Source organism: Hymenobacter chitinivorans DSM 11115 (genome assembly GCF_002797555.1).
GTDB classification, from domain to species: Bacteria; Bacteroidota; Bacteroidia; order Cytophagales; family Hymenobacteraceae; genus Hymenobacter; species Hymenobacter chitinivorans.
The window spans coordinates 15,789-41,270 of record NZ_PGFA01000005.1 but is presented as its reverse complement, the minus strand read 5'-3'; the positions used below and the strand labels follow the sequence as shown (position 1 = coordinate 41,270).

Below are 25,482 nucleotides of genomic sequence, written 5' to 3'. Positions count from 1 at the left end.
GGCCCCGCCCAGACCCAGCACCCACCAGCCGTCAGGTTTCACCCGCTTATTCAATGCTAAGCACACGTACGGGTTTGCCATTGAACCCGGCCTCCTCCCCCACCCGCTTGCCACTCAGGGCCGCCGCCACCGGCGCCGCCGCCGATACGGCGAAGTAATCGGTGCCGGCCACGGGGAGCTTGCCGGCGCTGATGCTGATAAAGAACCAACCCATGCTCGTCTGGACCAGGGCCCCGGGCCGCACCGTGTCGCAGGGCTTGGCGGGGTCGATGCGCTGGAGCTCGGCCTGGAGCTGCCGGGCCTGCTGGAGCTGCACCAGGTTTCGGTCCCGCTCGTTCTGGGCCATGGCCCGGCCGGTTTCGTACTTGTCGCCGGCGCTGCTCTTGGTTTCGCTGTTGGCCGATTCCTGGGCGGCCTGCACGGCGGCTAGCACCGTGTTGAGGCGGTCCTGAACGTATTGCTCACAGAGGGCGTAGAGGGCTTGTTTTGTCAGCTCGTTTGGGCTTCCCATACTATTTCCGAATCATGTTTAACCTGCCAGCCTAATAAAAGCTGACCCAGTTTGTTTAGTGACGCTGCTTCAGCTCGAATCGAGAATTCCATCGTGCATCGGTCGGGCAGCTCAGCATGGTTATCTGTCGATACCTTAAGGGCTGTATGCCCCGCCGCATCATAGCAGTAGGCAACCAGGAGCAAAGTGTCTCTGTAAACACCGCCCTCCACGTTAAAAACGGCGGTAGCGGCGGCGCTGCTTGGAAACTCAAGTAGCTGCGTGGCAAAGCTCTGCCACGTATCGACTGCGCCAAAGAAGGTCACGTGCGTTTCCACGTTGGCTTTGCGTACGACAACGTCGAAGATGCAGTCCTCATCCTGGTCTACGCTGGCCGCAAGTTTAATTTCTGCTTTCATATGGCACTGGGCTTATAGTCATGAGCGTCCACTCCTAAGGGCCCGGTAGTTGGCCAGATGGGCCTGCACCAGTTCGGCAAAGGACCGGTAGCGGGCGGCGCCGGGTATCCAGTTGGCAAAATGCCAGGCTTCCCACTCGCCCTGGTGCTGCACGTCGGGGTTGAGGGCCAGAAACCCCGCGTCGCCCCAATCGGATATCAGCAGCAGGCCCCGGAAATACTCCCCGCGCACCTGCACGTCGTTTTGCTCGTCGCCGTAGATAAAATACTCCTCATCCGGCACGCTCGGCACGGTTTCGACGTCTATTTCCCACCTTTCTACCAGGTCGGCTTCCGTTTTTACCAGCCAGTCAACTTCCGCGCTGGGCTTGAGCCGCCAGATAAAGTAGTCGAGTGGGCCAAAGCCGTTGGAAGCCTGCAAAAACGCCCGGTACGACGGTGGCAGCGTAGTGTGCAGGCGGGTTTCCAAAGCCGACAGCTCCTCTTCAGTTGCGCCCGGCGCTCCCAGCCACTGGATCTGGCGCTGTTCGGGCGTCACCATGGAGGCCAGATTCCCGGTGTGAAAGTCAGGGTCAGCCAGAAGCTCCCGGCTAATTTGCTGCAGAAGCTCGGTCCAATTCAGGCTGTTGGTCATAGCGTCACGTTGTTAGGAAAGCACGTTTACTCCGGGCTGCCGGCTCCAGGAGCCGTTACCAAGCCTTCGGCCACCTTTCGGTCGTTGCTCAGCCGCGGCACTTTATTTTGGCCACCGAGCTTGCCCAGGCTTTTCATGTAGCGCTGAAACGAGCCGGCCGGTAGCGGCGTGAGCTGCAGCGGCGCCAGAATATTGCCCGCCAGCAAGTCGTCGTAGTACACGTTGCGGCGGCGCAGGCCCGCATCCAGGGCGGCGGCAAAGGCGGCAGCATCCTGGGGCGGGCGGGCAAACTCCACCAGCCACTCGTGCCGACTCGGCTCCTGCGGGTCACTGCTCACCCGCGGGGCCACGGTGAACTCCACCACTTCCACTTCCGGAAACCGGCTCATGGCCTCGCGCAGGGTCTGCTCGACTTCCTCCCCGATGACATGCTCACCGAAGGCCGACAAAAAGTGCTTGATACGCCCACTGACCACCACCCGGTACGGATTGAGGCTCACGAAGCGCACCGTGTCGCCGAGGCTGTAGCCCCAGAGCCCGGCGTTGGAGTTGAGCACCAGAGCGTACTGCCGGTCCAGCTCCACTTCGCCGATGGTGAGGCGAGGCGGGTTGGGCTCGAAAAACTGCTCGGCGGGAATAAACTCGTAGAAAATGCCCGCGTCGAGCAGCAGCAGCAGGCCGGGGTTGCCGGGCTGGTCCTGAAACGCCAGAAAGCCCTCGGAAGCCGGAAACAGCTCGATGCTGTCCACCGAGCGGCCGATGGTTTCGAAGAGCTTGGCCCGGTAAGGCTCGAAGTTGACCCCGCCGTAGACGAACAAATCGAACTGCGGGAAAATGTCCTTGACCGGCTTGCCCGTAAGCTGCACTAGCTTGTCGAAATACATCTGCACCCAGGGCGGAATCCCCGAAATCAGGGTCATGTTTTCGGGCAGCGTTTCCTCTACGATATGGTCGAGCTTGGTTTCCCAGTCCTCGATGATATTGGTGCGGTAGGTGGGCAGCTGGTTGCGGCGCAAATACGCTGGTACGTGGTGGTTCACGATGCCCGACAGCCGCCCGGTATGGATACCGCCCACTTTTTCGAGCTCCGGACTCCCCGACAAAAACATCAGCTTGCCGTCCAGAAAGCGGCTCTTACCGGTAGCGTGGATGTAGTGAAACAGCGCGTCGCGGGCCCCGTTGATGTGGTTGGGCAGGCTGTCCTTGGTCAGGGGAATGTACTTGGCCCCAGACGTGGTGCCCGAGGTTTTGGCCAGGTATTCGGGCCGGCCGGGCCAGAGCACGTCGGCCTCCCCTTGCTTGACCCGCTCGAAGTACGGGGCCAGGGCTTCGTAGTCGCGCACGGGCACTAGCCGGGCCAGGTCGACCGGCGTCTGGATGGAGGCAAAGTCATGGTCGCGCCCGAAGGCGGTGTGGCGGCCCTTGGCAATCAGCTCCCGGAACACGCGCTGCTGGGTGGCCACGGGGTCTTGCTGCCACTGGTGGTAGCGGCTGGTAACAAAGGCGGCCAGCGGGCGGCTCAGGGCAGATTTCAGACCCATGCGGTGAGATGGTGAAATAGTGAGATGGTGAGTTGTCGTGCTGCTGGCGCGTAATTCAACGGTAGTGCTCTTCCGGAAAGCGGGCCGGGTCGGCGGGCTCCACGTGCTGCCAAGGCCCCCACAGCGGAGTGATTTTGACGACCCGGTATTGCGTGCTGGTAGTGGCTAACCCGTCGCGGTACTGCTGCACGATACATACGGGCGGGTTGGCCGCCTCGTAGTGCACCAGCTCGTCTTCCCACACCGCGCTGTCTTCTACTATCACTAAGAAGCCGCAATACAGCCACCAGGGAAAAATCAGCAGACACAATCCCAAATTAAGGGCACTCCGAAGCAGCCCGGTTAGTCGGGGCTCGAGCTGCAGCCATACGCCCAGCGGCCACAAGGCAAACAGGATGTTTTTGGTGACATCGAAAGTCCGCAGCAGCGTGTGGTTAGTGGTTTCAAATTGCTCACCATTCGATAGTTCATTTGCAACGAAGAGCACAAATCCCAGCCAGCCCAGCCCGATGAAAAGCGGCCTGGAATGGGTTAAGGCAGTAGGTTGGGCCGAAGTGAATGAGCTCATAGAAGCTGAAAAGTAGGCAAGATGGGGCGCAAAGTGGAATTGCACCAACTCCGCCGCCCGCTAATGAGTATATTCAGCTACTCAACCTCATCTATACCAACACCCCCATGATTAATCAGCGCGGAAATGCCGTTTGGAACGGCGACATTAAAGGCAGCGGCGAAATTTCAACCCAGAGCGGCACGGTAAAAGCGCCCTACTCCGTTGGCGCCCGATTCCAGGGAGAGAAAGGCACCAACCCCGAGGAGCTCATCGGGGCGGCCCACGCGGGCTGCTATACCATGTTCCTGACCGGGCAGCTGACCAAAGCCGGGGCCCAGGTCAAGCAGATCCGGACTGAGTCGAAAGTGACGCTCGATACCTCGGGCGACGTGCCGAAGGTGGTCAAAATCACGCTGACCACAGAAGGCGAAGTGGAGGGCATTACCCAGGAAGAATTCCAGAAGCAGGCCGAAAACGCCAAGGAGCACTGCCCCATTTCCCAGCTGCTCCAGGCCGTGCCCGAAATGGAGCTGGCCTCGGCGACGTTGAAGTAGTTGTTAGTTGCTAGTTGTCAGTTGTCAGTTATTCGTAAGAACGACCTAACAACTGACAACTAGCAACTAACAACTAATAACGAAAAACCGGCAACGGCCCGTGCCTTGCCGGTTTTTCGCTTACTTTGTGGTCAGACCTCTACTTTTCTATGCCCCGCGCTACCAAAACCACCCGCATCCGGCTGCGGCCCGCCGACACGTCCAAGGTTCCGTTCTGGGGCCAGCTGCTCATCGGCTTCCTCTGGATTGCCTACACCGTGTTCCTGATTGCCTCGGGCCAGGGCGAGCAGGATTACCACTTCCTGCACTACGTGTTCCTGGTGTTTAGCCTAGTGTACATCGGCTACGTGCTGGTGCATAACGCCCCGATTTTCGGCACCCAGAGCTATTTGGAGTTTACGCCGGGCTACATTGTGCACAAAGGCGGCCTGTTCCGGCCCAAGCAGGTATTTGCCGCCGAGGAAATCGAGGCCATCGACCTGGCGCCCATGCAGCTGCGCATCCGCCTCCGCTCCAACGACCTCTACACGCTCAACCTACGGGAAGTGAAAGGGCCCAAGCGCCGGGAAAACTTCCGCAACGAAATCCGCCAGTTTGCCGCCCAGTACAACATCCTACTGCGCGAAACGGCCCCGGCGCCCCGCATTTAGCGGACGTCGCCGTAGAAATAGAAAAAGCCCGCTGAGTAGCGGGCTTTTTCTATTTCCGGGCAGCTTGCTTGCTTCGCACACTGTCGACTCTGGTGCGCAGAAACTTTCCCTGTGGCGTAACGGAGTAGTCGGTTACCACGGAGTCCCGAACCCCGGCATCGGCATCAGCCTCACTTTCTTGCCGCAGTTCCGTAACGCGCAGCCGAACTTCCTGGGTGCGCATCGTGGCCGTGGCTCCCCACGTGCCATCCGCTCCCGTGTTGGCAATAGTGGCCCAGTCGATAACCTTTTTCCCGTCGGCGCTAAACGTCACGTAATACACGTCGGAGCAGCAGTCCTCGTGCCGGTACAGATACGACACGATACGAAACTCCTGGCAGCGCACCGTATCCAGGGCGTACAGCTCCCAATACGGATTGTAGTGCTTGAAAAGAGGCGGCAGCCGGGGATTCTGGCGCACCATCCGGGCTACCAGCGCGGGGCTTAGCTTGGCTTTCTCAGCAGTTTTGGGCCCTGCCTCAACCATTTTCAGGTCGTATTCCGGCAGCAGGCAGGGCGGAGGGTCACTAGGAGGAATAGCGGCTACCGGGACTTGTGCAGCTTCTTTCACGGCGCCGGGCTGCTCGTCGGCCGGACCACTGCAGGCCGCTACGGTCAGGCCAAGGGCGACAGACACCAGTAAGAAAGTATTGCGGCGGGCTCTCATAGGTCAGCCTACTTGCCCGCAAACTTCTTGCGCAGGTCCACTATCGTGTTGCGGAAGTTTTTGTCGCTGTCAATCAAATCCGACACGGTCTGGACGGAGTGGATGACGGTGCTATGGTCCCGGCCGCCGAAGTGGAAACCGATGCTCTTGAGCGAGTGGCTGGTGTGCTCCTTGGCGAAGTACATGGCCACCTGCCGCGCCGTCACGACTTCCTTCTTGCGGGTTTTGGCCTTGAGCAAATCCAGGGAAATGCCGAAGTACTCGGCCACGGTTTTCTGGATAAAGTCCAGGTTCACCTCGGCCTCCACTTCCTCAATGATGTGGCGCAGGGCCTGCTTGGCCATTTCCAGGTCAATTTCCCGGCGGTTCAGGCTCGACTGGGCCACCAGGGAAATCAGCACGCCTTCCAGCTCCCGCACGTTGGTATTCACCGAGTGGGCCAGGTACTCCACCACCTGGGGCGGAATGTCGATGCCGTCCTGCTCCATCTTGTTCTGGATGATGGCCATGCGGGTCTCGAAGTCGGGGCTCTGCAAGTCGGCGGTGAGGCCCCACTTAAAGCGCGACAACAGCCGGTCCTCCAACCCGTTCAGGTCGCGCGGGGGCCTATCGGAGGTCATCACGATTTGCTTGCCGGCCTGGTGCAGGTGGTTGAAGATGTGGAAGAACATCTCCTGGGTTTTGTCCTTGCCCGAGAGAAACTGCACGTCGTCCAGAATCAGGATGTCGACGAGCAGGTAGAAGTTGGCGAAGTCCTGCACCCCGTTGTTGCGCAGGCTCTCGATAAACTGGTTCGTGAACTTCTCGGCCGAGACGTAGAGCACGAACTTATCGGGCGAGGTGGCCTTGATGTGGTTGCCGATGGCCTGCACCAAATGGGTTTTGCCCAGCCCCACCCCGCCGTAAATCATCAGCGGGTTGAAGCTGGTCGTGCCGGGCTTGTTGGCCACGGCGAGGCCGGCCGAGCGGGCCAGGCGGTTACAGTCGCCCTCCACGTAGTTCTCAAACGAGTACGTGTTGTTGAGCTGGGACTTGACGTAGTTCCGGTCGATGGCCTTGGTGGCTTCGAACGGGTTGCGCAAGGTGTTGCTCATGTCGGGCGAGGCGGCCGCGGCGGCCACGTTGCGGGCCGAGCCGGTTAGGGCGCTGGCGGCAATGGCGGCGGCGGGCGTCGCGGCCTGGGTGGGCGCGGCCGCCTTGCGGGCCGTGGGGATATTAACCGTGCGGGGCTTGTTCTGACTGTTGCCCTGGTCAACGACAATGGAATACTCTAACCGCCCCTCCGGCCCGAGCTCCTGGTAGATGCCTTTCTTTAATACATCGACATAGTGCTCCTCCAGCCATTCGTAGAAAAACTGGCTGGGCACCTGGATGATCAAAACGTTATTGTGGAGCTGCACCGGCACGATTGGCTCAAACCACGTGCGGAAGCTCTGCTCACCAATATTAGCCTTGATGACGCGAAGACAGTTGGCCCATACGGTTCGGCAATCCTTCAGCATCAATTAGTTAAGACAAAAGCAACAAGTGCTTAGCGGGCGGACAATAGGGTCAGGAACGGCTCAAAGTTGAGCCGTTTTTTCTAGGGGGAGACAAAAATGTGGAAAACTCACGATACAAAAAAACGCTGTTTTCCTTGCTTTTCTCACGCCGTCGTCACAGGTACTACGGCTGAGCTGGCCACGGCCAAACGTTTGGTGCCGTGCTCGAAGCTGTAGTCGAGCCGGCCCAGGTTGATACCCGACCAACCCACCTGGTTGATCAGCGTCTGGTGGCCGCCGGAACCCAGGATGACGTCGGGCTTTTCCAGGAAGGTGTGGGTGTGCCCGCCCAGGATCAGGTCGATGCCGGGCACCTGGGCGGCCAGCTTGTGGTCGTCGATTTTGGCGCTTTCGTACTTGTAGCCCAAGTGCGAGAGGCAAATGACCATGTCGCACCGCTCGGCCCCGCGCAGGGTGGCCACCATAGTTTGCGATACGGCCACGGGGTCCAGGTACTTGGTGCCGCCGATGTTGCGGTCCGCAATGAGGCCCTGCATTTCGATACCGATGCCGAAGACGCCGATGCGCATGCCGGCTTTTTCGAAGACTTTATAAGGCTTAAACTGCCCGGCCAGGATGGTCTGGGAGAAGTCGTAGTTGGCAATCAGGAAGGGAAAGCCGGCGTTGGGCAGCTGCTTTTTCAGCCCTTCCAGGCCGTTGTCGAAGTCGTGGTTACCCAGGGTGCTGGCGTCGTAGGCCATCTGGGTCATGAGCTTGTACTCCAGTTCCCCGTTGAAGAAGTTGAAGTAGGGCGTGCCCTGCCAGATGTCGCCCGAGTCGAGCAGCAGCACGTTGGGCTCCTGCTTGCGAATCTGCTCGATCAGGCTGGCGCGCCGGGCCATGCCGCCCATACCGGCCCACTGCGCGCTGTTGTCCGGAAACGGCTCAATGCGCGAATGCATGTCGTTGGTGTGCAGAATGGTCAGGCGCACGTTTTTAGTATCCCGGCCCACGGCCGGCAGGCTCAGGCCCAGCAGCCCCAGGCTGGCAGCCCCCAACGACGTATGCTTGAGAAAATCGCGACGATTCATGGCGTTAATGTGCTAATGATTAATGTGCGGATGTGCCAATGCCTAATGCGAAGAATGTGAGAAAGGTAAAAATGTGCTGGTGAGCTACTCATTACTGATTAATGCTGAATTAGCCGTAATTCATCTGGTTCATCAGCACCTGAGCACATTCCCACATTAGCACATCAGCCTCACATTACTTTCACTCTTCCCTCGACTTTGGCTTCGACGGGTTTGCCGGCTTTGGTCAGGCTGCGGATGTGGTCCACGATGGCCGTGCGCAGCAGCACGCCGGTGCTACGGGGCTTAATGGCTTTGAAGAACACCATTTGGTCGCCACCGCCGGCCAAGTAGTCGGAAATGGCAATGGTGTACGTGCGGGTCGGGTCAAAGGGCTTGCCGCCGATGAGCACGTTGGAAGGCTTGCCGTCGGCGCCCACGGTGTAGGTCACGTTTGACAGGGCCATTTTGATGCGGGCCGCGTAGTTGAGCATGTCCTGCATCACGGGGCCGGGCGTATCGAGCACCACCAGCTCGTTTTCGAAGGGCATCAACTCGAAGATGGAGCCCATGGTGATGGGGCCGGCGGGCAGGGCTGCGCGCAGGCCGCCGTTGGTCATCACGCCCGCGTCGATGGGCTGGCCCAGGGCTTGGCTAGCCCGCTCCCGCTGAATGTCGGCCACGAAGTTAGCCAGCGGCGACTCCCCGCTGTTTTTGGTGACGGCCACAGGGGCCACGCCCAGCACCTCGTTCATTTGCTGAGTCACGCGCTGCTTGTAGGGCTCAATAGTAGCGGCGGCCCTGGGCTCGTCGGGCAGGGCTTTGGTTACGGGCTGGCCCGTAACGGGCGCCAGGGCGGGCGTGGCCTGGTAGGGGCCGCGCTGACAGCCGACGGTAAGCGAGGCCGCCAGCAAAAAGCTCAGAGCCGAGGCGGGGGAACGGAAGAAAGACATGCAATCAGGAATAGGCGGAGGGCAAAGGTACGGCGGCGACGGGTATTTGGTAAGCTTAACGCCTAACAACCCTTGGTAGTGCCTGAGTTTAGTAACCGGGCAAACTCTCGCCCCGGTCCCGCCAAAAACGGCTTTGCGCCGTCCGGGGTGGGGTACTGCAGTTATGGATTTCGTCTTGCCGCGTGTTGCCGCAGGGCGTAAGGCTCCTGCCGGGCCGGAAATCCGCTGGGACCCGGGCCTTGGCCAAACGTGTGGCCCGGCCTAGTACCAGCGCCTCTAAACCCTTCAATGTGAGCAACCAAAAGTCAACCGCAAGAGCGTAGGCACGGAGCGAACCATTGCCAGACCGGCCCAGTCGGGGCGCCACCAGCGGCGGCTACCGTGCGTGGGCGGTGGTCGTTCTGGCCCCAATCCGGTATCTTTAACCCGTCCGATCCGGCAGTTCCGTTTTCTGGCTTCACCTCCCTCCCAATGGCCGACACCCCGCGCGCTACGCCCGTTTCCTTTTCCGAATTTGACCCCATCAGCACCGCAGCTTGGCAGCAGCGCATCAGCCGCGACCTGAAGGGTGCCGACCCGGCCTCACTGGAATGGCACACGCCGGAGGGCCTGGTGGTGCAGCCCTTTTACCACCGTGAAGCCCTGGAGGCACTACCGGCTACCGAAGCGCCTACCAGCACCTCTCGCGACTGGCTCAACCTGCCGACCTACACCGTAGGCGCCGCTGACAAGGGCCACACGGCCATCGACCGGGCCGCCGACGCGCTGACCCGGGGTGCCGATGGGGCCTATTTCGAACTAACGGACGCCGCGGCTTTCGACGTGGCTTACCTGCACGAAAAGCTGCCGCTGGCTACCTCTTACGTGGGTTACTCCATCCGGCTCGGGGCGGTCAGCTTCGTGGAGCGGCTGCTGGCCACGGGCACGCCCACGCTGCGGGGCTTTCTACGCTTCGACCCCGTAACGGACCACTCCCCCGACCTGGCCCATCAGTTGGCGGAGCTGCGCACGGTTCTGACCCTGACCAAAGCCATGCCCGAGTTTCGGGCTCTGACGCTCAATGGGGCCTTCTTTGCCAACCGCGGCGGGACCGTTACCCAGCAGATCGGCTTCGTGCTGGCCGCGGCGGCCACGTATCTGGAGCAATTACCTTCGGCCGACGTGACGGTGCAGCAGGTGGCCGCGGCTTTGCAGGTGCAGGTGGCTCTGAACCCGAATTACTTTTTCGAAATAGCCAAGCTGCGGGCCCTGCGCCGGCTCTGGGCCACGCTGCTGCACGCCTTTGGCTTGCCCGCCGACCTAGCTCCGGCCCTGCCCATCTTTGCCGTTACCTCCACCTGGTCACAAACCACGCTCGACCCGCACACCAACCTGCTGCGCGTCACGACCGAAACCATGGCCGCCGTGCTGGGCGGGGCCACAGCCGTCAGCGTAGCCCCCTTCGACCGAATTTATCAGTCTCCAAACGAGTTTTCCAGCCGCCTGGCCCGCAACCTGCCCGTGATTCTGCGCGAGGAAGCAGGTCTGAACCGCGTGGCTGATCCGGCGGCGGGCTCCTATTATCTGGAAACGATTACCGACCAGCTGGCCCGCGAGGCCTGGGCGCTGTTTCAGCGGGTGGAAGCCGCTGAGGGCCTGCCGGCCGCCCTGGGCATGGTGCTGCAAGAGCTGCACGCAGTGGCCCAAAGCCAGTTTCAGCGCATTGCCGCCGGCGAGCAGGTCATTGTGGGTACCAACCGGTTTCAGAACTCCCAGGAGCATTTCGACTACAACCCCAAACGCCTGCTGCGCAGCAAGGACTTCGACTCGACGCGGGCCGCTTACCCGTCGGAAGTGCTGCGCCTGGCCACGGCCCTGCACTTTCAGCGCCGGGAGAAAAAGCGCCGCCGGGCGGCCGTCGTACTGCTGGGTACCCATACCAACCAACTGATTCTGGAGTCGTTTCTGCGGCTGCTACCCTTGCAGGAGCGTCTGGCCCTGAAAGCCAGCCACCCGGAAGGTACGCTCTCGGTGCTGTTTTCGACGCCCGAAGCCGCCACGCTGATGTATGCCACGCCCGACCAGTTTGGCCACTTTGCCCGGGTAGTGTGCCGTGTGCCCGTGGATGAGCCCGACTTCATCCCGCCCACCCTACTCACTGCCGACCTGGCCACGATGCAGGAGGCCGTCACCCTATTCGGCTTCAAGGAATTCAACGTGGAGGGCTACAGTACCGAAGACGTACTGGCCCGCCTGCAGGGCCGGCGTTGACCACCACCCACAAAAAAGGGCCCGTTGCCGAAGCAGCGGGCCCTTTTTGTGGGTGAAACCTGACTAGTGACTAGTGAAGCATCGGCACTGAGGTCAATACCTGAGCATTAGTAGAGGCAGCTAGCGGCCCAGGGTATAGCCAACCAGTACGGCAAGGCTGGTAACGGCAGACCGCTCCGTGAATTTGGCTGGTCCCGGCGTTGCGGCGGCCCGTATGCCAAGCCAGAGCGTATTCCCGGCGGGCATCGGCGCTTCAATCCCGACCCCGGCTCCACCGCCGAGGGTGAGGTAGTGATAGTAACCGATCAGCTTCTCATTGTAGGGCTTGCTGCCCGAAGTAGTTGACGTAAACGTGAGGTAGTCCTGCTTGACGCGGGTAATGATATTGAGGGCCGGGCCGGCCTCAAAATACGGCCGCAGGCGGTGCTGGCCGAGCCGGTAGCGCAGTATCGTCGAAAATGACACGTAGTCGAATTCCAATACTGCCTTTTTGTTGTAAGACTGCTGGGGAAAGAAATTGCGCTCAGAAGTAAACGTGCGCCCCGGCTCGTACAGCAACGTAGCCCGCACCGTCAGGGGAGCTCCTTTGAAACCGGGCGTAAACACCGCTTCCAGTCCGCCCCGGAAAGTATTCTTCCCGGTGTAGTCCTGGTTGAAGTCGTCGGTATTATCCCCGGGGCCCAGGGTTAGCTGATCAAAAATGCTTAGGCCCCCAATGATTCCCAAACCGAAGCTGCCGCGTTTGGCCGCCTGCTTACCAACCGTTTGCGGCGCCGCGCACAAGTTGTAGCCGCGTACCGCCTTTTCCAAATCGGCCAGCCGGAACTCGGCAATGGCAGCCCGCTTGGCCTGGGCCGGGCAAGCCTGAAAAGCCTGGGCCAGCGTGTCCTGATACAAGCGCTGCTTGGCCAGAAACTGCTGGGCACCCCGCTGCACCATGGCCGTGCGCAACTCCAGCTCGACGAGCTTGCCGGGTCGGTAGCCCGCCAGAAAAAACCGCTCGGCGTTGCCACTTTGCAGTACGTACAACGTCAGGGCACCTCGCGTCACCACTTCCAGAAATACCGGCTGGGGGACGGCAGCGGCAGTTAAGGGTAGGGCCTGACTTTCGTAGCTCTGTCCGGCAGCAGTGCCGTAGCCCCGCAACTCAGCAGGGCTGTACTGCTTGGCCGTTGCCTGACCCGCCGCCTCAAACTCGCAGGCCTGGGCATTGCGCTGGCCGCGGTTTATAATCACCGTACCCCTAATGGTGTCACCAGCTAAGGGCACGATGTAACCCGGCTGGCGCCCGGTTTGGGCTTGGGCGGGGGTGGCCAGCAATAAGGTGGCGGCCAACAGGGATAAAGCACAAGAATACCCCGAGAGTAAGTTTTTAAACATTCACTTATTGAATAATGAGTAAGGGATAAGAATAGTCAAATATAGAATATTATTCTCTGCTTGCTAATAGGATTGGAAAAATTCTTTCCATCTAAACCCAGTATCTTTCCTGCCTCATTTCGTCTCTGCCCACCCGGCCTACCGCTTGCCCGATGAAACCCGACTTCGCCCATATTCCCTATAACGCCGCTCCCCTCCCCGCCCCGGCTCCCGCCACCGACGGCACCCCTACCCCCGAGGGCATCACGGTGAAAAGCCATTACTCGGCCCAGGACGTGGCCGGCCTCGACCACCTGGGTTTCGGCGCGGGCGTGGCTCCCTATTTGCGCGGACCCTACGCCACGATGTACGTGCAGAACCCCTGGACCATCCGGCAGTACGCGGGCTTTAGCACGGCCGAGGAATCCAACGCCTTTTACCGCCGCAACCTGGCCGGCGGCCAAAAGGGCCTGTCGGTGGCCTTCGACCTGGCCACCCACCGGGGCTACGACTCCGACCACCCCCGCGTGGAAGGTGACGTGGGCAAGGCCGGCGTGGCCATCGACTCGGTGGAGGACATGAAGATCTTGTTCGACCAGATTCCGCTGGACCAGATGTCGGTGTCGATGACCATGAACGGGGCCGTGCTGCCGATTATGGCCTTTTATATCACCGCTGCCGAGGAGCAGGGCGTGAGTCCCGAGAAGCTGGCGGGCACCATTCAGAACGACATTCTGAAGGAGTTCATGGTGCGCAACACCTATATCTACCCGCCCGAGCCGAGCATGCGCATCATTGCCGACATCTTCGCCTACACCGCGAAGCACATGCCCAAGTTCAACTCCATCAGCATCTCGGGCTACCACATGCAGGAAGCCGGGGCCACGGCCGATATTGAGCTGGCCTACACCCTGGCCGACGGCCTGGAGTACGTGCGCGCCGGCCTGGCCGTGGGCATGGACGTAGACCAATTTGCGCCCCGCCTTTCCTTCTTCTGGGCCATCGGCATGAACCACTTCATGGAAATTGCCAAGCTCCGGGCCGGCCGCCTGCTCTGGGCCAAGCTCATGAAGCAGTTTAACCCCCAGAACCCGAAAAGCCTGGCGTTGCGCACCCACTGCCAGACCTCGGGCTACTCGCTCACCGAGCAGGACCCCTTCAACAACGTGGCCCGCACCGCCATTGAGGCCCTGGCCGCGGCCCTGGGCGGCACTCAGAGCCTGCACACCAACGCCCTCGACGAGGCCATTGCCCTGCCCACCGACTTCTCGGCCCGCATTGCCCGCAACACCCAGCTGTATTTGCAGCACGAAACCGACATTACCCGCGTCGTGGACCCCTGGGGCGGCTCCTACTACGTGGAGAGCCTGACCCACGAGCTGGCCGACAAAGCCTGGGCCCTGATTCAGGAGGTGGAAAGCCTGGGCGGCATGGCCAAGGCCATTGAAACCGGTCTGCCCAAGATGCGCATCGAGGAAGCCTCGGCCCGCAAGCAGGCCCGCATCGACTCGGGCAAGGAAGTGGTGGTGGGCGTGAATAAGTACCGCCTCACCGACCGGCAGCTGGGCCAGGAGCAGCAAATCGACGTGCTCGACATCGACAACGCCGCCGTGCGCGAGTCCCAGATTGCCCGTCTCACCAAGATCAAAGCCGAGCGCGACAACGAGGCCGTAAAAGCCGCCCTGCAAGCTCTAACGGATGCCGCCCGCGCCGGAGGAGCCAACAATCAACAATCAACTTCCAGCAACCTTTTAGAACTGGCCGTGCAAGCCGCCCGCCTGCGCGCTACCCTGGGTGAGATTTCCGATGCCCTGGAAGCCGTGTACGGCCGCCACCAGGCCACTATTCGGGCTATTTCGGGCGTGTACTCGGCCGAGATGAACTACGATGAGGAGTTTGCCAAGGCCCGGGCCGCCGCCGATGCCTTTGCCGCCGCCGAAGGCCGCCGCCCCCGCATGATGGTGGCCAAAATGGGCCAGGACGGCCACGACCGGGGCTCCAAGATCATTGCCACCTCCTTTGCCGACGTGGGCTTCGACGTGGACATCGCGCCCCTGTTCCAGACGCCCGGCGAAGTAGCCCGCCAGGCCACCGAAAACGACGTGCACGTGGTGGGCGTGAGCAGCCTCGCCGCCGGCCACAAAACCCTGATTCCCCAGCTGATCCAGGAGCTGCGGCAGCTCGGCCGCGAAGACATCCTTGTCATTGCCGGCGGCGTCATCCCCGCCCAGGACTACGACTTCCTCTACTCGGCCGGCGTCGTCGGCGTGTATGGCCCGGGAACGGTCATTGCGGTGGCGGCCCAGGAGATTCTGCGGAAGTTATAGGAGCAGAATTAAACTATTTTTGTTTCAATCAAATTTCAATTTTTAACTAATTATTATGAACGCGAAATTTTTCACATCCAAACAATTCATCATTCTTTTATTGGCCTTCATAGTTATACTTGGCTCAGAGCTTTTTAAATCAAAAAATCCTAATAGCGACGCAATACCTTACATTAATATATTGTCAAATGTTTCAATTGCTATACTAACTGGCGTACTAGTAGGACTATATTTTGAAATATTCACAAGAGAAGAAGTTTATAATAACATGCTTCAGCATTTCAATATTTCAAAAGAGGTAATCAATGCAGGTCTAACAGAATATTACCCGAGCTTTAGCGACTTTAATTTCAGAAATTATCTTGTCAAGTCGAACAGAGTTGATATGTATTTAACCTATGGGCAGACCCTATTCAACACCTATAACGACACACTAATAAATATTGCAAAACAAAAAGGCAAAGAGTTAAACATATATATTTATCACCATGACAACATATTCATTGATGCACTTGAGCAACACTGGGCTAATGGAGGAACAACTAGCAACACACGCCAGAAAATACTCGACACTAGAAACATGCTGGTTCTGCAGTTCAACGACTTAAAGGCTAGAAAACAGCTTAAAGCAAAAGTCAGGCTGATTTTAATGAAACGCCATCCTGTATTCTACTCGTTTTACAGGTTTGATGATAGCATATTATTCTGCCCCTCTAAGATCTCACATGTAAAAGCTGTCAAACCATTCGCCTTTTTGTTTAAAAAGACAAATAATGATGAATGCGTTTTCAATAAATGCATGACTGAACTGGAAAGCGTTACAAGCGACCCCAATTTTTTTGAAAAGTATGAATTCTAAAAAACTGAAGTTTTTCGACACACCTGTGTGTTTTATAGATTTTGAAACAACCGGTATTGACCCATACACTGATGAGCCAATCGAAATTGGGGCCATACTATCTGATGAGTATGGGAATATTCAAAAAACATTTACTTCAAGAATTAAGATAAATCATGAACTAAAAAATAATGACGCCACAAAAATACATGGAATTGAATATCAAACCTTAAAAAGCAGCCCTAGTCAAAAACAAGTTTTGCAAAAGTTTTTTACTGAATTCGGCTGCAATTATTGTTTTGGCGCTTGGAATATAGGCTTTGATGTCGCATTTTTCAAAAAAATGTGCACAAATAACAACATGGATACTTTATTCAAGCAAATAAAGTATCGCCATCTAGATGTGCAATCTGTATCTAAAATAGCAGCTTCTTTAAACGTAATAGATGAAAATATAAAATCCCTAAGTGACTGCACTAACTATTTTAATATAGAAAGATCCGAATATCATAATGCACTAGAAGATGCAGAACTTTGCCACAAGGTTTATATAAACCTCTTTCGCCGATTCCTTACCTACAAGTCATCAGAACTTTGATAATACCAAGGAGCCCTTTTTAACACACATGTATAATTCCGGCCTGCCCACCAGCGGGCCGGTTTCGTTTCTCCCCTCGCCCCCGCCGCCTCTGCGGCCACTGCCGCTGCCCCTGCGATGCTTGCCGGCGGCTCTTAGGTCGTTGCCACCGTCTCTTTAATCGTTGCCACTGTCCCTACGATGGTTTCCACCATCCCTTAGATCATTGCCACCGTCTCTGCGGTCATTGCCACCGTCTCTGCCCTCATTTCCACCGGCCCTGCGATGGTTTCCACCGGTGGCGGGCAGTAGCCGGCTATAGGTTATGAATCAGATATTTAGTACTGTTGAGCATCTATTCATTTACCTCTTAACCAACTTATTACGCGTATGAAAAAGAATCAACCCGAGGAGCGCCAATACTCTGGCCCCGACAGCACCATGCGCCAGAACATGCGCACCATGCACGGGCATTATCTCAAGGATGTGGCCGCTTTCACGGCCTTCGACCCCAAGCTTACCGCCGCCTTCGGTACCCAGTGGCTGGCGGCCCTGGACCAGGCCGACAAGGCCACCTCCGGCACCACCCTGCGCGGGGGCCTGAAGGAGAATACCCAGGACGTGGAGGCGCTCATGGAGCAGGCCCGCACCCAGGTGCAGGCCCTGTTTTACTACGTGGAGCAGGCTTACCCCAACAACGCCGGCCGCCTCGACCAGTACGGCAAGAAGCAGTATGTCCCGGCCCGCAAGAAGCACGATAAGATGCGGGCCCTGCTGGAAACGGCCGTTGCTACCGCCACCCGCGACCTGGCCGACCTGAGTGGGCACGGCTTCGGGGCCCCGAAGCTGGCCACGCTCAAGCAGCTCAGCCAGGATTTGAACCAGGCCGATACCACCCAGGAGGTGCGCAAAGGCTCGAATACGGAAGGCTCCCAGGACTACGTGCGCCTCCAGAACCAGGCCTACGGCTACGGGCAGCAGCTGAGCAAGGCCGCCAAGCGGGCCTTCCCCACCGACCCCGTCAAGCAGAAGCTCTACCTCCTCACCGACGCCCCGCCCGCTTCGGAAGCCTAGCCCCGCGCGGAGCTTTGCTAAGCCGCGTTTCTGCCTAGTGCAGAGGCGCGGCTTTCTAGTGCCCCCCCCCGGAGTAGGGTTCCTGCCGTCGCCCGGCGATGCGGCGTGATGGCGCCGCTGCTTCAGCTACTACCGGTGCTTAGCACGAGCTTTCCGGGAGTACCGCCTTCCGCTGAACTCCCGGAGTATCTTTGCGGCGGACCCTACCTCCCCCTCCCCTATGCACATCGACGAACTAGACCAGGAAGACGCCGACATTGATTGGTTTGCCGTGGACGCCGAGGGCCACATTCTGCACGTGGCCTCGGGCGGCGGCATTCTGCCCGAATCGGTGGCGGCCTCCCAGGAAGTGCTGCTTGAGCTGCACCACTACTTCCTGACCCTGCCCGACACTACTGCGGCCGAGGCGGCGGAAGTAGAAGACGGGGCCGAGGCGGCCGGCGGCTACCAGAGCTTTGCCCGCTACGCCCGCCGGGGGCTGTTTTCCTTCGAGAAGACCCGCCTGCACGAGCGCGCCGACTCCCGCTACCACCTCGTGGCCCGGCCGGTGGTGCCCCTGCTGGTGAGCGAGCTGCCCAAGAAGCTGGCGCAGCTGCTGGGCCGCACCCGGCTGCCGGGCAGCGTGGGCGGGCAAACGGCCCTGGACAGCTCCCAGATTCTGTAGACGGCCCCAGTCGGGCGGGTTCATTCCCTGCGGTTGTATGCCGGACGCTGACCTCAGCCGACCGGTTATGCGTAGAGGGAAGCTACCACCTCACTTTTTCTGCATGGAACCCAACCCGATTATTCCGGCCGGCGTGTTTGCCCGCCTCGAGCACCAGGGCCAGGCCCTGACCGTCGTCAAGATTCAGGAAGCCTACCCGGGCGACGTAGCCCGGCTGCACCAGGAGCTGAGCACGGCCCTGCAGCTCGGGCCCGGCGCCCCACTGCTGGTGCTACCCATCGAAGGCAAGCCGCTTATCAGTCAGGGCCAGGCCGAGCAGCTCTACAACGACTACCTTTCTACCAACACGGCGGCCGTAGTCGAGCAGCCCTGGCAGCCCATCTGGGGCTAGGCCGGCAGGATTCTCAACAGCACAACCGGCCCGGCTATATAGAAAGCCGGGCCGGTTGTGCTGTTGCTTTTCTACTACCGCCTACTGCACCTGCAAAACGGCGGCGGCTAGCTGACCAGTGCTGAGCGGAGCGCGCACCTGGTGGATACCCGGCTTAAGATCTGCCACCGATAAGCGCTGAGGCTGGGCGGCAGCGGCAAAGGTTTGCTCGCGCACGGTGCGGCCCAGGGCAGCCACGGCCAGGAGGCGGATAGAAAACAACGAAGGCGTAGCCGCGGGCACAGGCAGTTGCCATAAGTACACAGGGAAGCAGCAGCAAGGTATTGGATAATGCTCCGTGCGGCGGCAAGCTTAATAACATAAGGATAAGGTAACGACCGGGCGCAGTGCGGGAACCGGGCAGAGTGTACCTTGGCCTACTTTTCTCTCCTGACCTATCTGTTCTATGCGCATTGTTACCCTTCTGACCGGGCTATTGCTTGGGACTACCTTCGGGGCTTCCGCCCAAGTTGCCACCCCCACCCGGCAGCTGCCCGAGAGCCGCTCGCGCCAGCTTTTGCATGCTGCTCCGGCTTCGGCGGCCGGTAGCGCCCCGGCCCTGCGCCACGCCACCAGCCTCTCGCAGCCCGGCCGGGCCGTGCACCACAGCTGGAACTCGACGAACAACAGCTGGACCAAGGCCACGGTGGAAACCTACGCCTACGACGCCCAGGGCCGCCTGACCCAGGAAGCCGTGGCCGACTCCGCCACCCAGGCCCCCCTCTACCGCAGCCTCTACAGCTACAACGGCCAGGGCCTGAACACCGAGGAAGTATACCAGACCTGGAGCGGCACGGCCTGGCTGAACACGGGCCGCTACGCGGCCACCTACGACGCCCGCGGCAGCATCACCGAGGCCCTGTACCAGGAATGGACCGGCTCGGCCTGGCTTACCAACGACGGCAACCGCTACCAGCTGACCTACAACTCGGCCGGCGTGCTGCTCACCCAGGTAGTGCAGGACTTCGACATGGGCACTTTCGTTAATTCGCAGAAGCTGACTTACTCCGTATCGACCAACAATGAGTGGACCTCAATGGTGGAGCAGCGCTGGGAGCAGGGGGCGTGGCAGGATCAGGCCCGCTTCACCTACACCTGGCACAACTGGAGCAAGCGGCAATACGCCACGGTGCTGCAGGAAACGTGGCAGGGTCAGTGGCAACCCGCCACGCGCTTTACCTACGTGTTCGGGGCCAATGACAGCTTCACCGTTACGGCGGAAGAAAACGTGCGTGGCGGCAGCTGGCAGAATTTCTTCCGTGAAAAGCTGACTTACGACGCCCAGCACAACAACACGGAGTATACCTCGGAGGAATGGCTCAACAATGCCTGGAGCCTGGAGTACGGCGAGCGGACCACCCGGCGCTACGCCTCGACGGGCGAACTGCTGCGCCTGCTCACCCAGGTTTACGAGCCCAGCCGCACGGCCAGCTACGTCAACTCCGACCTCTACACCTACTCGGCCTTCGTGCTGCTCAGCAATACGGGCCCAGCCGCCAGAAACCTGGCGGCCGAAATTTACCCTAACCCCACCACGGGCCTGGTTACGCTGCGCTGGAACGGCGCCGCCCGCAGCGCGGCAGTGCTCAATCTGCTGGGCCAAACCGTGCGCACGGTGCCGCTGCCCGCCGGGGCTACCACCCACGCCCTCGACCTGAGTGCCCTGCCCGCCGGCGTGTACAGCATCCGCCTGCAAACGGCGGCCGGCAGCGTAACTCAGCGCTTGGTCAAGCAGTAAGCGCAGCCCAAGCCCGGGGTAGTTCTGGCCGCCTAGCTACAGCTCAGGCTAGGTTTACCAGAAGCCCCGGGCTGGATTTAGAAGCCGAATTCTCCCCTCCTATGCCTGCTTCCTCCCAGCTGCAGTTGCTCGGCCACGCCAGCTTCCGCATCACCACGCCCGAAGGCCGGGTTATCCTGCTAGACCCGTGGCTAACCGACAACCCCTTCGTGCCGGCCGAGCTGCGGGAGCCCGAGCGGGCCGACCTGGTGCTCATTACCCACGGCCACGACGACCATTTTGACTCCGCCCTACCCGCGCTACTGGCCCGCACCGGGGCCCGGATAGTGGCCCCGGCGGCGGTGCGGTTCTACCTCTACGAACAGGGCGTTCCCGCCGCGCAGTTTGAGCCCATGAACGTGGGTGGCGGCATCGATCTGCTGGACCTGCGCCTGACCATGACCCTGGCCCAGCACGCGGCCCACGTGGACCTGCCCGGCAACAAAACCGGCTTTCGGCACGAGGCCGTGGGCTATATCCTGGCCCTGTCGGACGGCGTAGTAGTGTACTGCGCCGGCGACACGGCCCTGTTTGGCGACATGCAGCTGCTGGCCGAGCTCTACCAGCCCACCGTGGCCCTGCTGCCCATCGGCGACCGGTACACCATGGGTCCGCGGGAGGCGGCCGTGGCGGCGCGGCTGCTGGGAGTGCGCCACGTGGTGCCGTTTCACTACGGCACGTTTGCGTCGCTGGTGGGCACGCCCGAGCAACTGCGGCAGCACCTCCCGCCCGCGGGGGCCGTAACCGTACACGCCCTGCAGGCCGGCGAAACGCTGAGTTTGAGCCGGCTATAAAGCCCGGCCAGCGGTAGGGCAGTAAGCCGCTAGCCCCAGCCCGCGGCCTTACCTTATCCGCCGCCTGATTGGTATTCCAAGCCCTTTCCCACTGCCGGGACGGGGCTTGGCGCATTATGGACCACTAGTTGCGTGGCTCACCGAGCCAGCAATGGGGCCCAGGCCGGGTAAGTGCGCCGCTGATTCAGCGGTGGGTAAGCCGAACACTAGAATGGTCCAAACGGGTGAGGCCAAAATTCTTTTTTCTTGGATAATGCCGTTTATAAATAAGATTTAATAATTTCATTTTTAGGATAAGCAGTTGGATCGTGGTACCCGGCTCCGAACAGGTCAGTATTCGGAGCTTGGTTAGCAGGCGGCAAGGCATTTACCGCCCGCAATAGTGCAGGTAGCAGATTAATAACTCGTTAGCAAATACTCTACCCGTTGGCGAAACGGGTGAATCTGATACGCGCGGCGCGGGTCTTACCGGGCCTCCCTCTTTTTTTCCGTCGAATGCGGCCCACCCCAGGGCCGGCAACTGTCTTAGTGGCTTCACCAAAACCTAAATCATATTTTTTCCCTCTTTTCTTCCATCTCTCACCCGCTCCGTGCTGCTATGAAACAACTATTCCTTGCTCTCGCTCTGTTTGCCTGCCTGACTGCCCGGGCCCAACCCGCCACCTGGAACTGGGTCCGGGCAGTGGCCGGTAGCAACCCTATTATGGCGCTGGCTACTGATGCCAACGGTGATTTTTACATTACCGGTAATTTCACCGACCGACTGCAGCTGGGTGCTACTGAGCTCACCAACCCGGGCCCCTGCCTGTATATTGCCAAGCTCAATGCGGCCGGCACCGTGCTGCGCGCTACCACAATACCGGCCAGCCTGCAAGTGCTGCCCACCGGCCTGGCCCTGGACGCGCTAGGCAACTGCTACCTGACGGGCCTCTTTCAGGGCACACTCACTTACCCGGGAGGCAGCATCACCTCGCAGAGCAGCTACGGACAAGACGTGCTGGTTCTCAAATGCAGCCCGGCCGGCCGGGTGCAGTGGGCACGCCAGATAAGCAGTACCAGTCAGGACCGCTACGGCGCCGGCAATGCGGGCTGGGCCATAGCCGTAGATCAGGCGGGTAACAGCTTTGTGACGGGCAACGTGAGCGGCACCACGGTGCAGATTGGGGAGCAGAGCTTCACGAACCGCCAGGGCCAGGCCTTCGTGGCCAGCTACTCGCCCCAGGGTGCGGTGCGCTGGGCCAAAGTGTGGAACAAGCCGGCCGACTACGCTTTCAGCCAGGGCCGGGGCGCGGCCGTAGACGCGGAGGGCAACTGCTACGTGAGCGGCAACTTCTTCGGCACGCTGGCCCTGGATGGCACCACGGTGCAGCCGGCTGGCTACGACAACAGCGTCTTTATGGCCCGCTTCGACGCCCGCAACGGGCAGCTGCGCTGGCTGCAGGCGCCCAACGGCAACGGTGACGGCAAATGTCTGGCCACCGACCGGGCCGGCAAAATATACGTGGCCAATGGCTTCAGCGGTACGGCTACGCTGGGCGGCACTACGCTCACCAGCACCGGCGACAACGATATCTACGTGGCGCGCTACAACCGGCAGGGCCAGGCCGAGTGGGCCACGCGCCTGGGCGGGGCTAATTATGACTTTCCTACCAACATTGCCGTCGACAAGCACTCGGGCAGCACCTACCTAACCGGCTCCGAGAGTATCACGACGGCCTACCAGGGCTTTATTGCCCAGTTGCTGCCCAATGGCAAGCTGAAATCGACGGACCTGGTGGGCGGCCCGGGTACCAGCACCGGGACAGTCCTGGCCCTGGACGGCCACAATACGGTATATACCTGCGGCATTCTGACGGGTAGTTGCCAGTTTGGAGCCCGCACCATCACCACCGAGTTTACGGAAACCTATCTGGCCCGCTTCGGACCGAGCGGTACGGGCAATCCGGGCTGCGTAGCGGCCCGGCTGGAGTCGAGCGTGTTTCCCAATCCCGCCCAGGGCCGTTTCACGCTCCGCATTCAGGCCCCGGCTACCGACCAGTCCGTAAAGGCGACGCTCTACAACCCCTTCGGACGCATCGTGGCCCAGCAGACCGTGCGCCCCGGCCCGGGCAGCACCGACGCCACGTTTGATACGGCCGGCCTGCCCAGCGGTTTGTACGTGCTCAACCTGGAGCATAATCAGCAGGTCACGACCCAGCTCGTCACGGTGCGGTAGGCAGCCGGTATTCTTCCGGATGGGCTTATTCTCTGCCCGTCCGGAAGAATACCGGCCAGTGGTAGCGGCTGAGCCCGGCCGAAAGACAAAAGCCGGGGTGGGTGGTTTAGAGAGGAATTTATCTTTTGCCTGCTCATTCCATGGACTTACAACTCACCAATAAACTGGCCCTGGTCACGGGCTCCACGGCCGGTATCGGGCTGGCCATTGCCCAGCGTCTGGCCGCCGAGGGCGCCGAAGTAATTCTGACGGGCCGCACCAGTGCTCGTATTGAGGAAGCCCGGGCGGCTATTCTGGCCGCCACGCCCCAAGCCCGGATCCGCGGGGTAGCCGTCGACTTTGGCCAAGCCAACGAAGTGCAGCACCTGCTGCGCGAAGTGCCCACGGTGGATATTCTGGTCAACAACGTGGGCATCTTTGAGCCCAAGCCCTTTGCCGACATCACCGACGAGGAATGGCTGCGCTTTTTTGAAGTCAACGTGCTCAGCGGCGTGCGGCTCTCGCGCCAGTATTTCCCGCTGATGCTCACCCGGAACTGGGGCCGGATTCTGTTTATCTCCAGCGAGTCGGGCCTGCAGATTCCCGAGGAAATGATTCACTACGGCACCACCAAAACGGCCCAACTGGGCGTGGCCCGGGGCCTGGCCGAACTAACCAAGGGCACCGGCGTAACCGTCAACTCGGTGCTGCCGGGCCCCACGGCCTCGGAAGGCGTGCAAGAGTTTTTGGCCAAGCTTTCGGTTGCGGGCCAAACCCCGGAGCAGGCCGAGCACGACTTTTTCCAGAATGCCCGGCCCTCGTCGCTGTTGCAGCGCTTTGCCACCCCCGACGAAATTGCCACCATGGTTGCCTACCTGGCCAGTCCGCTGGCGGCCGCCACCAATGGCGCCTCGGTACGGGTAGACGGGGGCGTAATCCGCAGCATCGCCTAGTACGTTTCAGCTACGCTAAAAAAGGCTTTCCGGCACCGGGAAGCCTTTTTTTGTAGTCTTACAGCCCTAGGGCACTTGCCTAAAACCAGATCAGCACGACCAGGGCCACAACGGCCAGCAGGGTGCCCACCACTGCCGCGTTGACGCGCAACTCGGGGGAGCGGCCCGGCAGCAACCCCAGCACCGCCACAATGAGCAGCACCACGGGCAGCAAACCGAATGAGCCGTAGATATTGCCGCCCGAGGCCTTAAAAACGGGGGATTCGCCGGCCGTGGTGGGCGGGGCGCTAACCCGGCGCACCACGCCCAGCAGCGGGGTTTGGTACACCGTCAACGCCGTGCCTTTGCGCACCCGGTGCCCGTAGCGGCTCGGCACCCGAAAAGCCGTGCGGGGCGTGGTCACGTCGTAGGCCATCTGCGGGTCGGAAGCCGACGAGGATACGGACACAATTTGCCGGAGTAAGACCTGCTCCCTGGTAATTTGCCGCAGGGGCAGCACCCAGTCGAGGCCCAGCAGCAGGCAGAAAGCAACCAACGCCGCATTAAGCCAGCGCGCCGCCGGGGCGTAGCGCGCCATCAGCTCCGCCGTCGGATCTGGGGGCACGGTGGGCGCGGGCTCCTGGGCCAGCAAAACGTTGTAAGCCAGCCGCCGGCCCGGGTGGGCCAGGATTTCGTAGCCCGTGTGCACTTCCCGCAGGCGGGCCTGCATGGCCGGGTCGGCAGTGCGCCGGCTCAGCCGGGTTTTCTGCCGCTGATAGGCCAGCTCAATTTCAGCCGGCGAGGCCGTAACGGCTACGCCCAGAAGGCGGTAATAATCCTGCATACCCGGATTCGTTCAAGGAAAGCCTTAAAATAACGAACCCCGCCGGATGACCCTATAGCCCAGCCGCTTAATTTACCGCAGAACCGGCTTACTTGCCGAACAGGGCCAACACCCCTCCGCGGTGGGCGGGCCGCTGATACTGCTTGTACATGGGCCGGTGCACGTAGCGGCGGCCCCGCTGCCGGGCGCGCTGGAAGGGCGTATCGGCCAGGGCGCTGAAAGAGGCGCAAAGCAGCAGCAACACGGCCACGAAAGAGGAAACCCGGCGGAAAGTAGAAAGACGCATGGCAAAAGGCGGTAGAAGTGAGAGAAGTGACGACGCTCATTCCCAGCGCCTTATTTCTCTCAAAGAGAAGCATCTATTTGCCGCGCCGC

26 protein-coding genes are annotated in these 25,482 nt (G+C 60.3%); 13 read left to right on the top strand and 13 right to left on the bottom strand.

Going from position 1 to position 25,482, the window contains the following annotated elements; genetic code table 11:
- Positions 1 to 46 precede the first annotated feature (46 nt).
- From CLV45_RS22880 to CLV45_RS25180, 5 genes are read right to left on the bottom strand one after another with little or no spacing between them, the layout of a single operon-like run.
- The gene (locus tag CLV45_RS22880) at positions 47 to 511 is read right to left on the bottom strand and encodes a 3-oxoacyl-ACP synthase (RefSeq protein WP_100338834.1); all 465 of its coding nucleotides are present in this window, start codon (positions 509 to 511) and stop codon (positions 47 to 49) included.
- Entirely contained in the window at positions 490 to 909 is a 420-nt protein-coding gene (locus CLV45_RS22875) for a hypothetical protein (protein WP_100338833.1), read from the bottom strand. Before CLV45_RS22875 ends, CLV45_RS22880 begins: the two co-directional genes overlap by 22 nt.
- An 18-nt stretch (positions 910 to 927) precedes the next feature.
- Positions 928 to 1,542 carry an SMI1/KNR4 family protein gene (locus CLV45_RS22870; RefSeq protein ID WP_100338832.1) on the bottom strand — a complete coding sequence of 205 codons (615 nt, stop codon included), beginning with the start codon at positions 1,540 to 1,542 and terminating at the stop codon, positions 928 to 930.
- A 26-nt stretch (positions 1,543 to 1,568) separates the two neighbouring features.
- The gene (locus CLV45_RS22865) at positions 1,569 to 3,083 is read right to left on the bottom strand and encodes a GH3 family domain-containing protein (RefSeq protein ID WP_100338831.1); all 1,515 of its coding nucleotides are present in this window, start codon (positions 3,081 to 3,083) and stop codon (positions 1,569 to 1,571) included.
- Between the two features lie 55 nt (positions 3,084 to 3,138).
- A complete protein-coding gene (locus CLV45_RS25180) occupies positions 3,139 to 3,348 on the bottom strand; it encodes a hypothetical protein (RefSeq protein WP_170061920.1) in 210 nt (69 codons plus the stop codon).
- Between the two features lie 410 nt (positions 3,349 to 3,758).
- On the opposite strand from CLV45_RS25180, the gene CLV45_RS22855 reads away from it, so the two are divergent.
- A complete protein-coding gene (locus CLV45_RS22855) occupies positions 3,759 to 4,187 on the top strand; it encodes an OsmC family peroxiredoxin (protein ID WP_100338829.1) in 429 nt (142 codons plus the stop codon).
- A gap of 149 nt (positions 4,188 to 4,336) precedes the next feature.
- A complete protein-coding gene (locus tag CLV45_RS22850) occupies positions 4,337 to 4,837 on the top strand; it encodes a hypothetical protein (RefSeq protein WP_100338828.1) in 501 nt (166 codons plus the stop codon).
- 49 nt (positions 4,838 to 4,886) lie between these two features.
- On the opposite strand, the gene CLV45_RS22845 is transcribed toward CLV45_RS22850, so the two are convergent.
- The 4 genes from CLV45_RS22845 to CLV45_RS22830 form a co-directional block, all read right to left on the bottom strand.
- Positions 4,887 to 5,513 carry a hypothetical protein gene (locus CLV45_RS22845; RefSeq protein WP_100338827.1) on the bottom strand — a complete coding sequence of 209 codons (627 nt, stop codon included), beginning with the start codon at positions 5,511 to 5,513 and terminating at the stop codon, positions 4,887 to 4,889.
- Between the two features lie 38 nt (positions 5,514 to 5,551).
- Entirely contained in the window at positions 5,552 to 7,045 is a 1,494-nt protein-coding gene (gene dnaA / locus CLV45_RS22840; RefSeq protein ID WP_100338826.1) for a chromosomal replication initiator protein DnaA, read from the bottom strand.
- Positions 7,046 to 7,188: 143 nt separating this feature from the next.
- Positions 7,189 to 8,115, bottom strand: coding sequence for a bifunctional metallophosphatase/5'-nucleotidase (locus CLV45_RS22835; RefSeq protein ID WP_100338825.1), 927 nt, complete (start codon positions 8,113 to 8,115; stop codon positions 7,189 to 7,191).
- A gap of 170 nt (positions 8,116 to 8,285) precedes the next feature.
- On the bottom strand, positions 8,286 to 9,047 hold the full coding sequence (locus CLV45_RS22830) for a 5'-nucleotidase C-terminal domain-containing protein (protein ID WP_100338824.1): 762 nt from the start codon (positions 9,045 to 9,047) through the stop codon (positions 8,286 to 8,288).
- 471 nt (positions 9,048 to 9,518) lie between these two features.
- On the opposite strand from CLV45_RS22830, the gene CLV45_RS22825 reads away from it, so the two are divergent.
- The gene (locus CLV45_RS22825) at positions 9,519 to 11,297 is read left to right on the top strand and encodes a methylmalonyl-CoA mutase family protein (RefSeq protein WP_100338823.1); all 1,779 of its coding nucleotides are present in this window, start codon (positions 9,519 to 9,521) and stop codon (positions 11,295 to 11,297) included.
- A 120-nt stretch (positions 11,298 to 11,417) separates the two neighbouring features.
- Here CLV45_RS22825 and CLV45_RS22820 read toward each other — a convergent pair whose 3' ends face one another.
- Positions 11,418 to 12,632, bottom strand: coding sequence for a porin family protein (locus tag CLV45_RS22820; protein ID WP_100338822.1), 1,215 nt, complete (start codon positions 12,630 to 12,632; stop codon positions 11,418 to 11,420).
- 197 nt (positions 12,633 to 12,829) lie between these two features.
- Here CLV45_RS22820 and scpA point away from each other — a divergent pair, with 197 nt between their 5' ends.
- From scpA to CLV45_RS22790, 6 genes are all read left to right on the top strand, one after another.
- The gene (gene scpA / locus CLV45_RS22815) at positions 12,830 to 14,983 is read left to right on the top strand and encodes a methylmalonyl-CoA mutase (RefSeq protein ID WP_100338821.1); all 2,154 of its coding nucleotides are present in this window, start codon (positions 12,830 to 12,832) and stop codon (positions 14,981 to 14,983) included.
- A gap of 55 nt (positions 14,984 to 15,038) precedes the next feature.
- A complete protein-coding gene (locus tag CLV45_RS22810; RefSeq protein WP_100338820.1) occupies positions 15,039 to 15,842 on the top strand; it encodes a hypothetical protein in 804 nt (267 codons plus the stop codon).
- Positions 15,832 to 16,419 carry a 3'-5' exonuclease gene (locus CLV45_RS22805; RefSeq protein WP_100338819.1) on the top strand — a complete coding sequence of 196 codons (588 nt, stop codon included), beginning with the start codon at positions 15,832 to 15,834 and terminating at the stop codon, positions 16,417 to 16,419. Before CLV45_RS22810 ends, CLV45_RS22805 begins: the two co-directional genes overlap by 11 nt.
- A gap of 369 nt (positions 16,420 to 16,788) precedes the next feature.
- Entirely contained in the window at positions 16,789 to 17,472 is a 684-nt protein-coding gene (locus tag CLV45_RS22800; RefSeq protein WP_100338818.1) for a hypothetical protein, read from the top strand.
- Positions 17,473 to 17,692: 220 nt separating this feature from the next.
- The gene (locus CLV45_RS22795; RefSeq protein ID WP_100338817.1) at positions 17,693 to 18,136 is read left to right on the top strand and encodes a hypothetical protein; all 444 of its coding nucleotides are present in this window, start codon (positions 17,693 to 17,695) and stop codon (positions 18,134 to 18,136) included.
- A gap of 103 nt (positions 18,137 to 18,239) precedes the next feature.
- Entirely contained in the window at positions 18,240 to 18,527 is a 288-nt protein-coding gene (locus CLV45_RS22790) for a hypothetical protein (RefSeq protein WP_100338816.1), read from the top strand.
- An 81-nt stretch (positions 18,528 to 18,608) separates the two neighbouring features.
- Here the strand turns inward: CLV45_RS22790 and CLV45_RS22785 are convergent, their stop codons facing one another.
- Positions 18,609 to 18,830 carry a hypothetical protein gene (locus CLV45_RS22785; RefSeq protein WP_157807752.1) on the bottom strand — a complete coding sequence of 74 codons (222 nt, stop codon included), beginning with the start codon at positions 18,828 to 18,830 and terminating at the stop codon, positions 18,609 to 18,611.
- A gap of 142 nt (positions 18,831 to 18,972) precedes the next feature.
- Between CLV45_RS22785 and CLV45_RS22780 the strand changes: the two genes are divergently transcribed.
- The 4 genes from CLV45_RS22780 to CLV45_RS22765 all read left to right on the top strand — a co-directional run bounded on the left by CLV45_RS22780 (position 18,973) and on the right by CLV45_RS22765 (position 24,284).
- Positions 18,973 to 20,304 (top strand): T9SS type A sorting domain-containing protein, encoded by a 1,332-nt coding sequence (locus tag CLV45_RS22780; protein WP_100338814.1) that lies wholly within the window; start codon positions 18,973 to 18,975, stop codon positions 20,302 to 20,304.
- Between the two features lie 101 nt (positions 20,305 to 20,405).
- Entirely contained in the window at positions 20,406 to 21,137 is a 732-nt protein-coding gene (locus CLV45_RS22775) for a metal-dependent hydrolase (RefSeq protein ID WP_100338813.1), read from the top strand.
- 598 nt (positions 21,138 to 21,735) lie between these two features.
- Positions 21,736 to 23,352, top strand: coding sequence for an SBBP repeat-containing protein (locus CLV45_RS22770; RefSeq protein WP_100338812.1), 1,617 nt, complete (start codon positions 21,736 to 21,738; stop codon positions 23,350 to 23,352).
- A gap of 140 nt (positions 23,353 to 23,492) precedes the next feature.
- Positions 23,493 to 24,284, top strand: coding sequence for an SDR family NAD(P)-dependent oxidoreductase (locus tag CLV45_RS22765; RefSeq protein ID WP_100338811.1), 792 nt, complete (start codon positions 23,493 to 23,495; stop codon positions 24,282 to 24,284).
- Positions 24,285 to 24,363: 79 nt separating this feature from the next.
- Here the strand turns inward: CLV45_RS22765 and CLV45_RS22760 are convergent, their stop codons facing one another.
- Together CLV45_RS22760 and CLV45_RS25125 are read right to left on the bottom strand one after the other, a co-directional pair.
- The gene (locus CLV45_RS22760) at positions 24,364 to 25,107 is read right to left on the bottom strand and encodes a J domain-containing protein (protein WP_100338810.1); all 744 of its coding nucleotides are present in this window, start codon (positions 25,105 to 25,107) and stop codon (positions 24,364 to 24,366) included.
- 88 nt (positions 25,108 to 25,195) lie between these two features.
- Positions 25,196 to 25,393, bottom strand: coding sequence for a hypothetical protein (locus CLV45_RS25125; RefSeq protein ID WP_157807751.1), 198 nt, complete (start codon positions 25,391 to 25,393; stop codon positions 25,196 to 25,198).
- Positions 25,394 to 25,482: the final 89 nt, after the last annotated feature.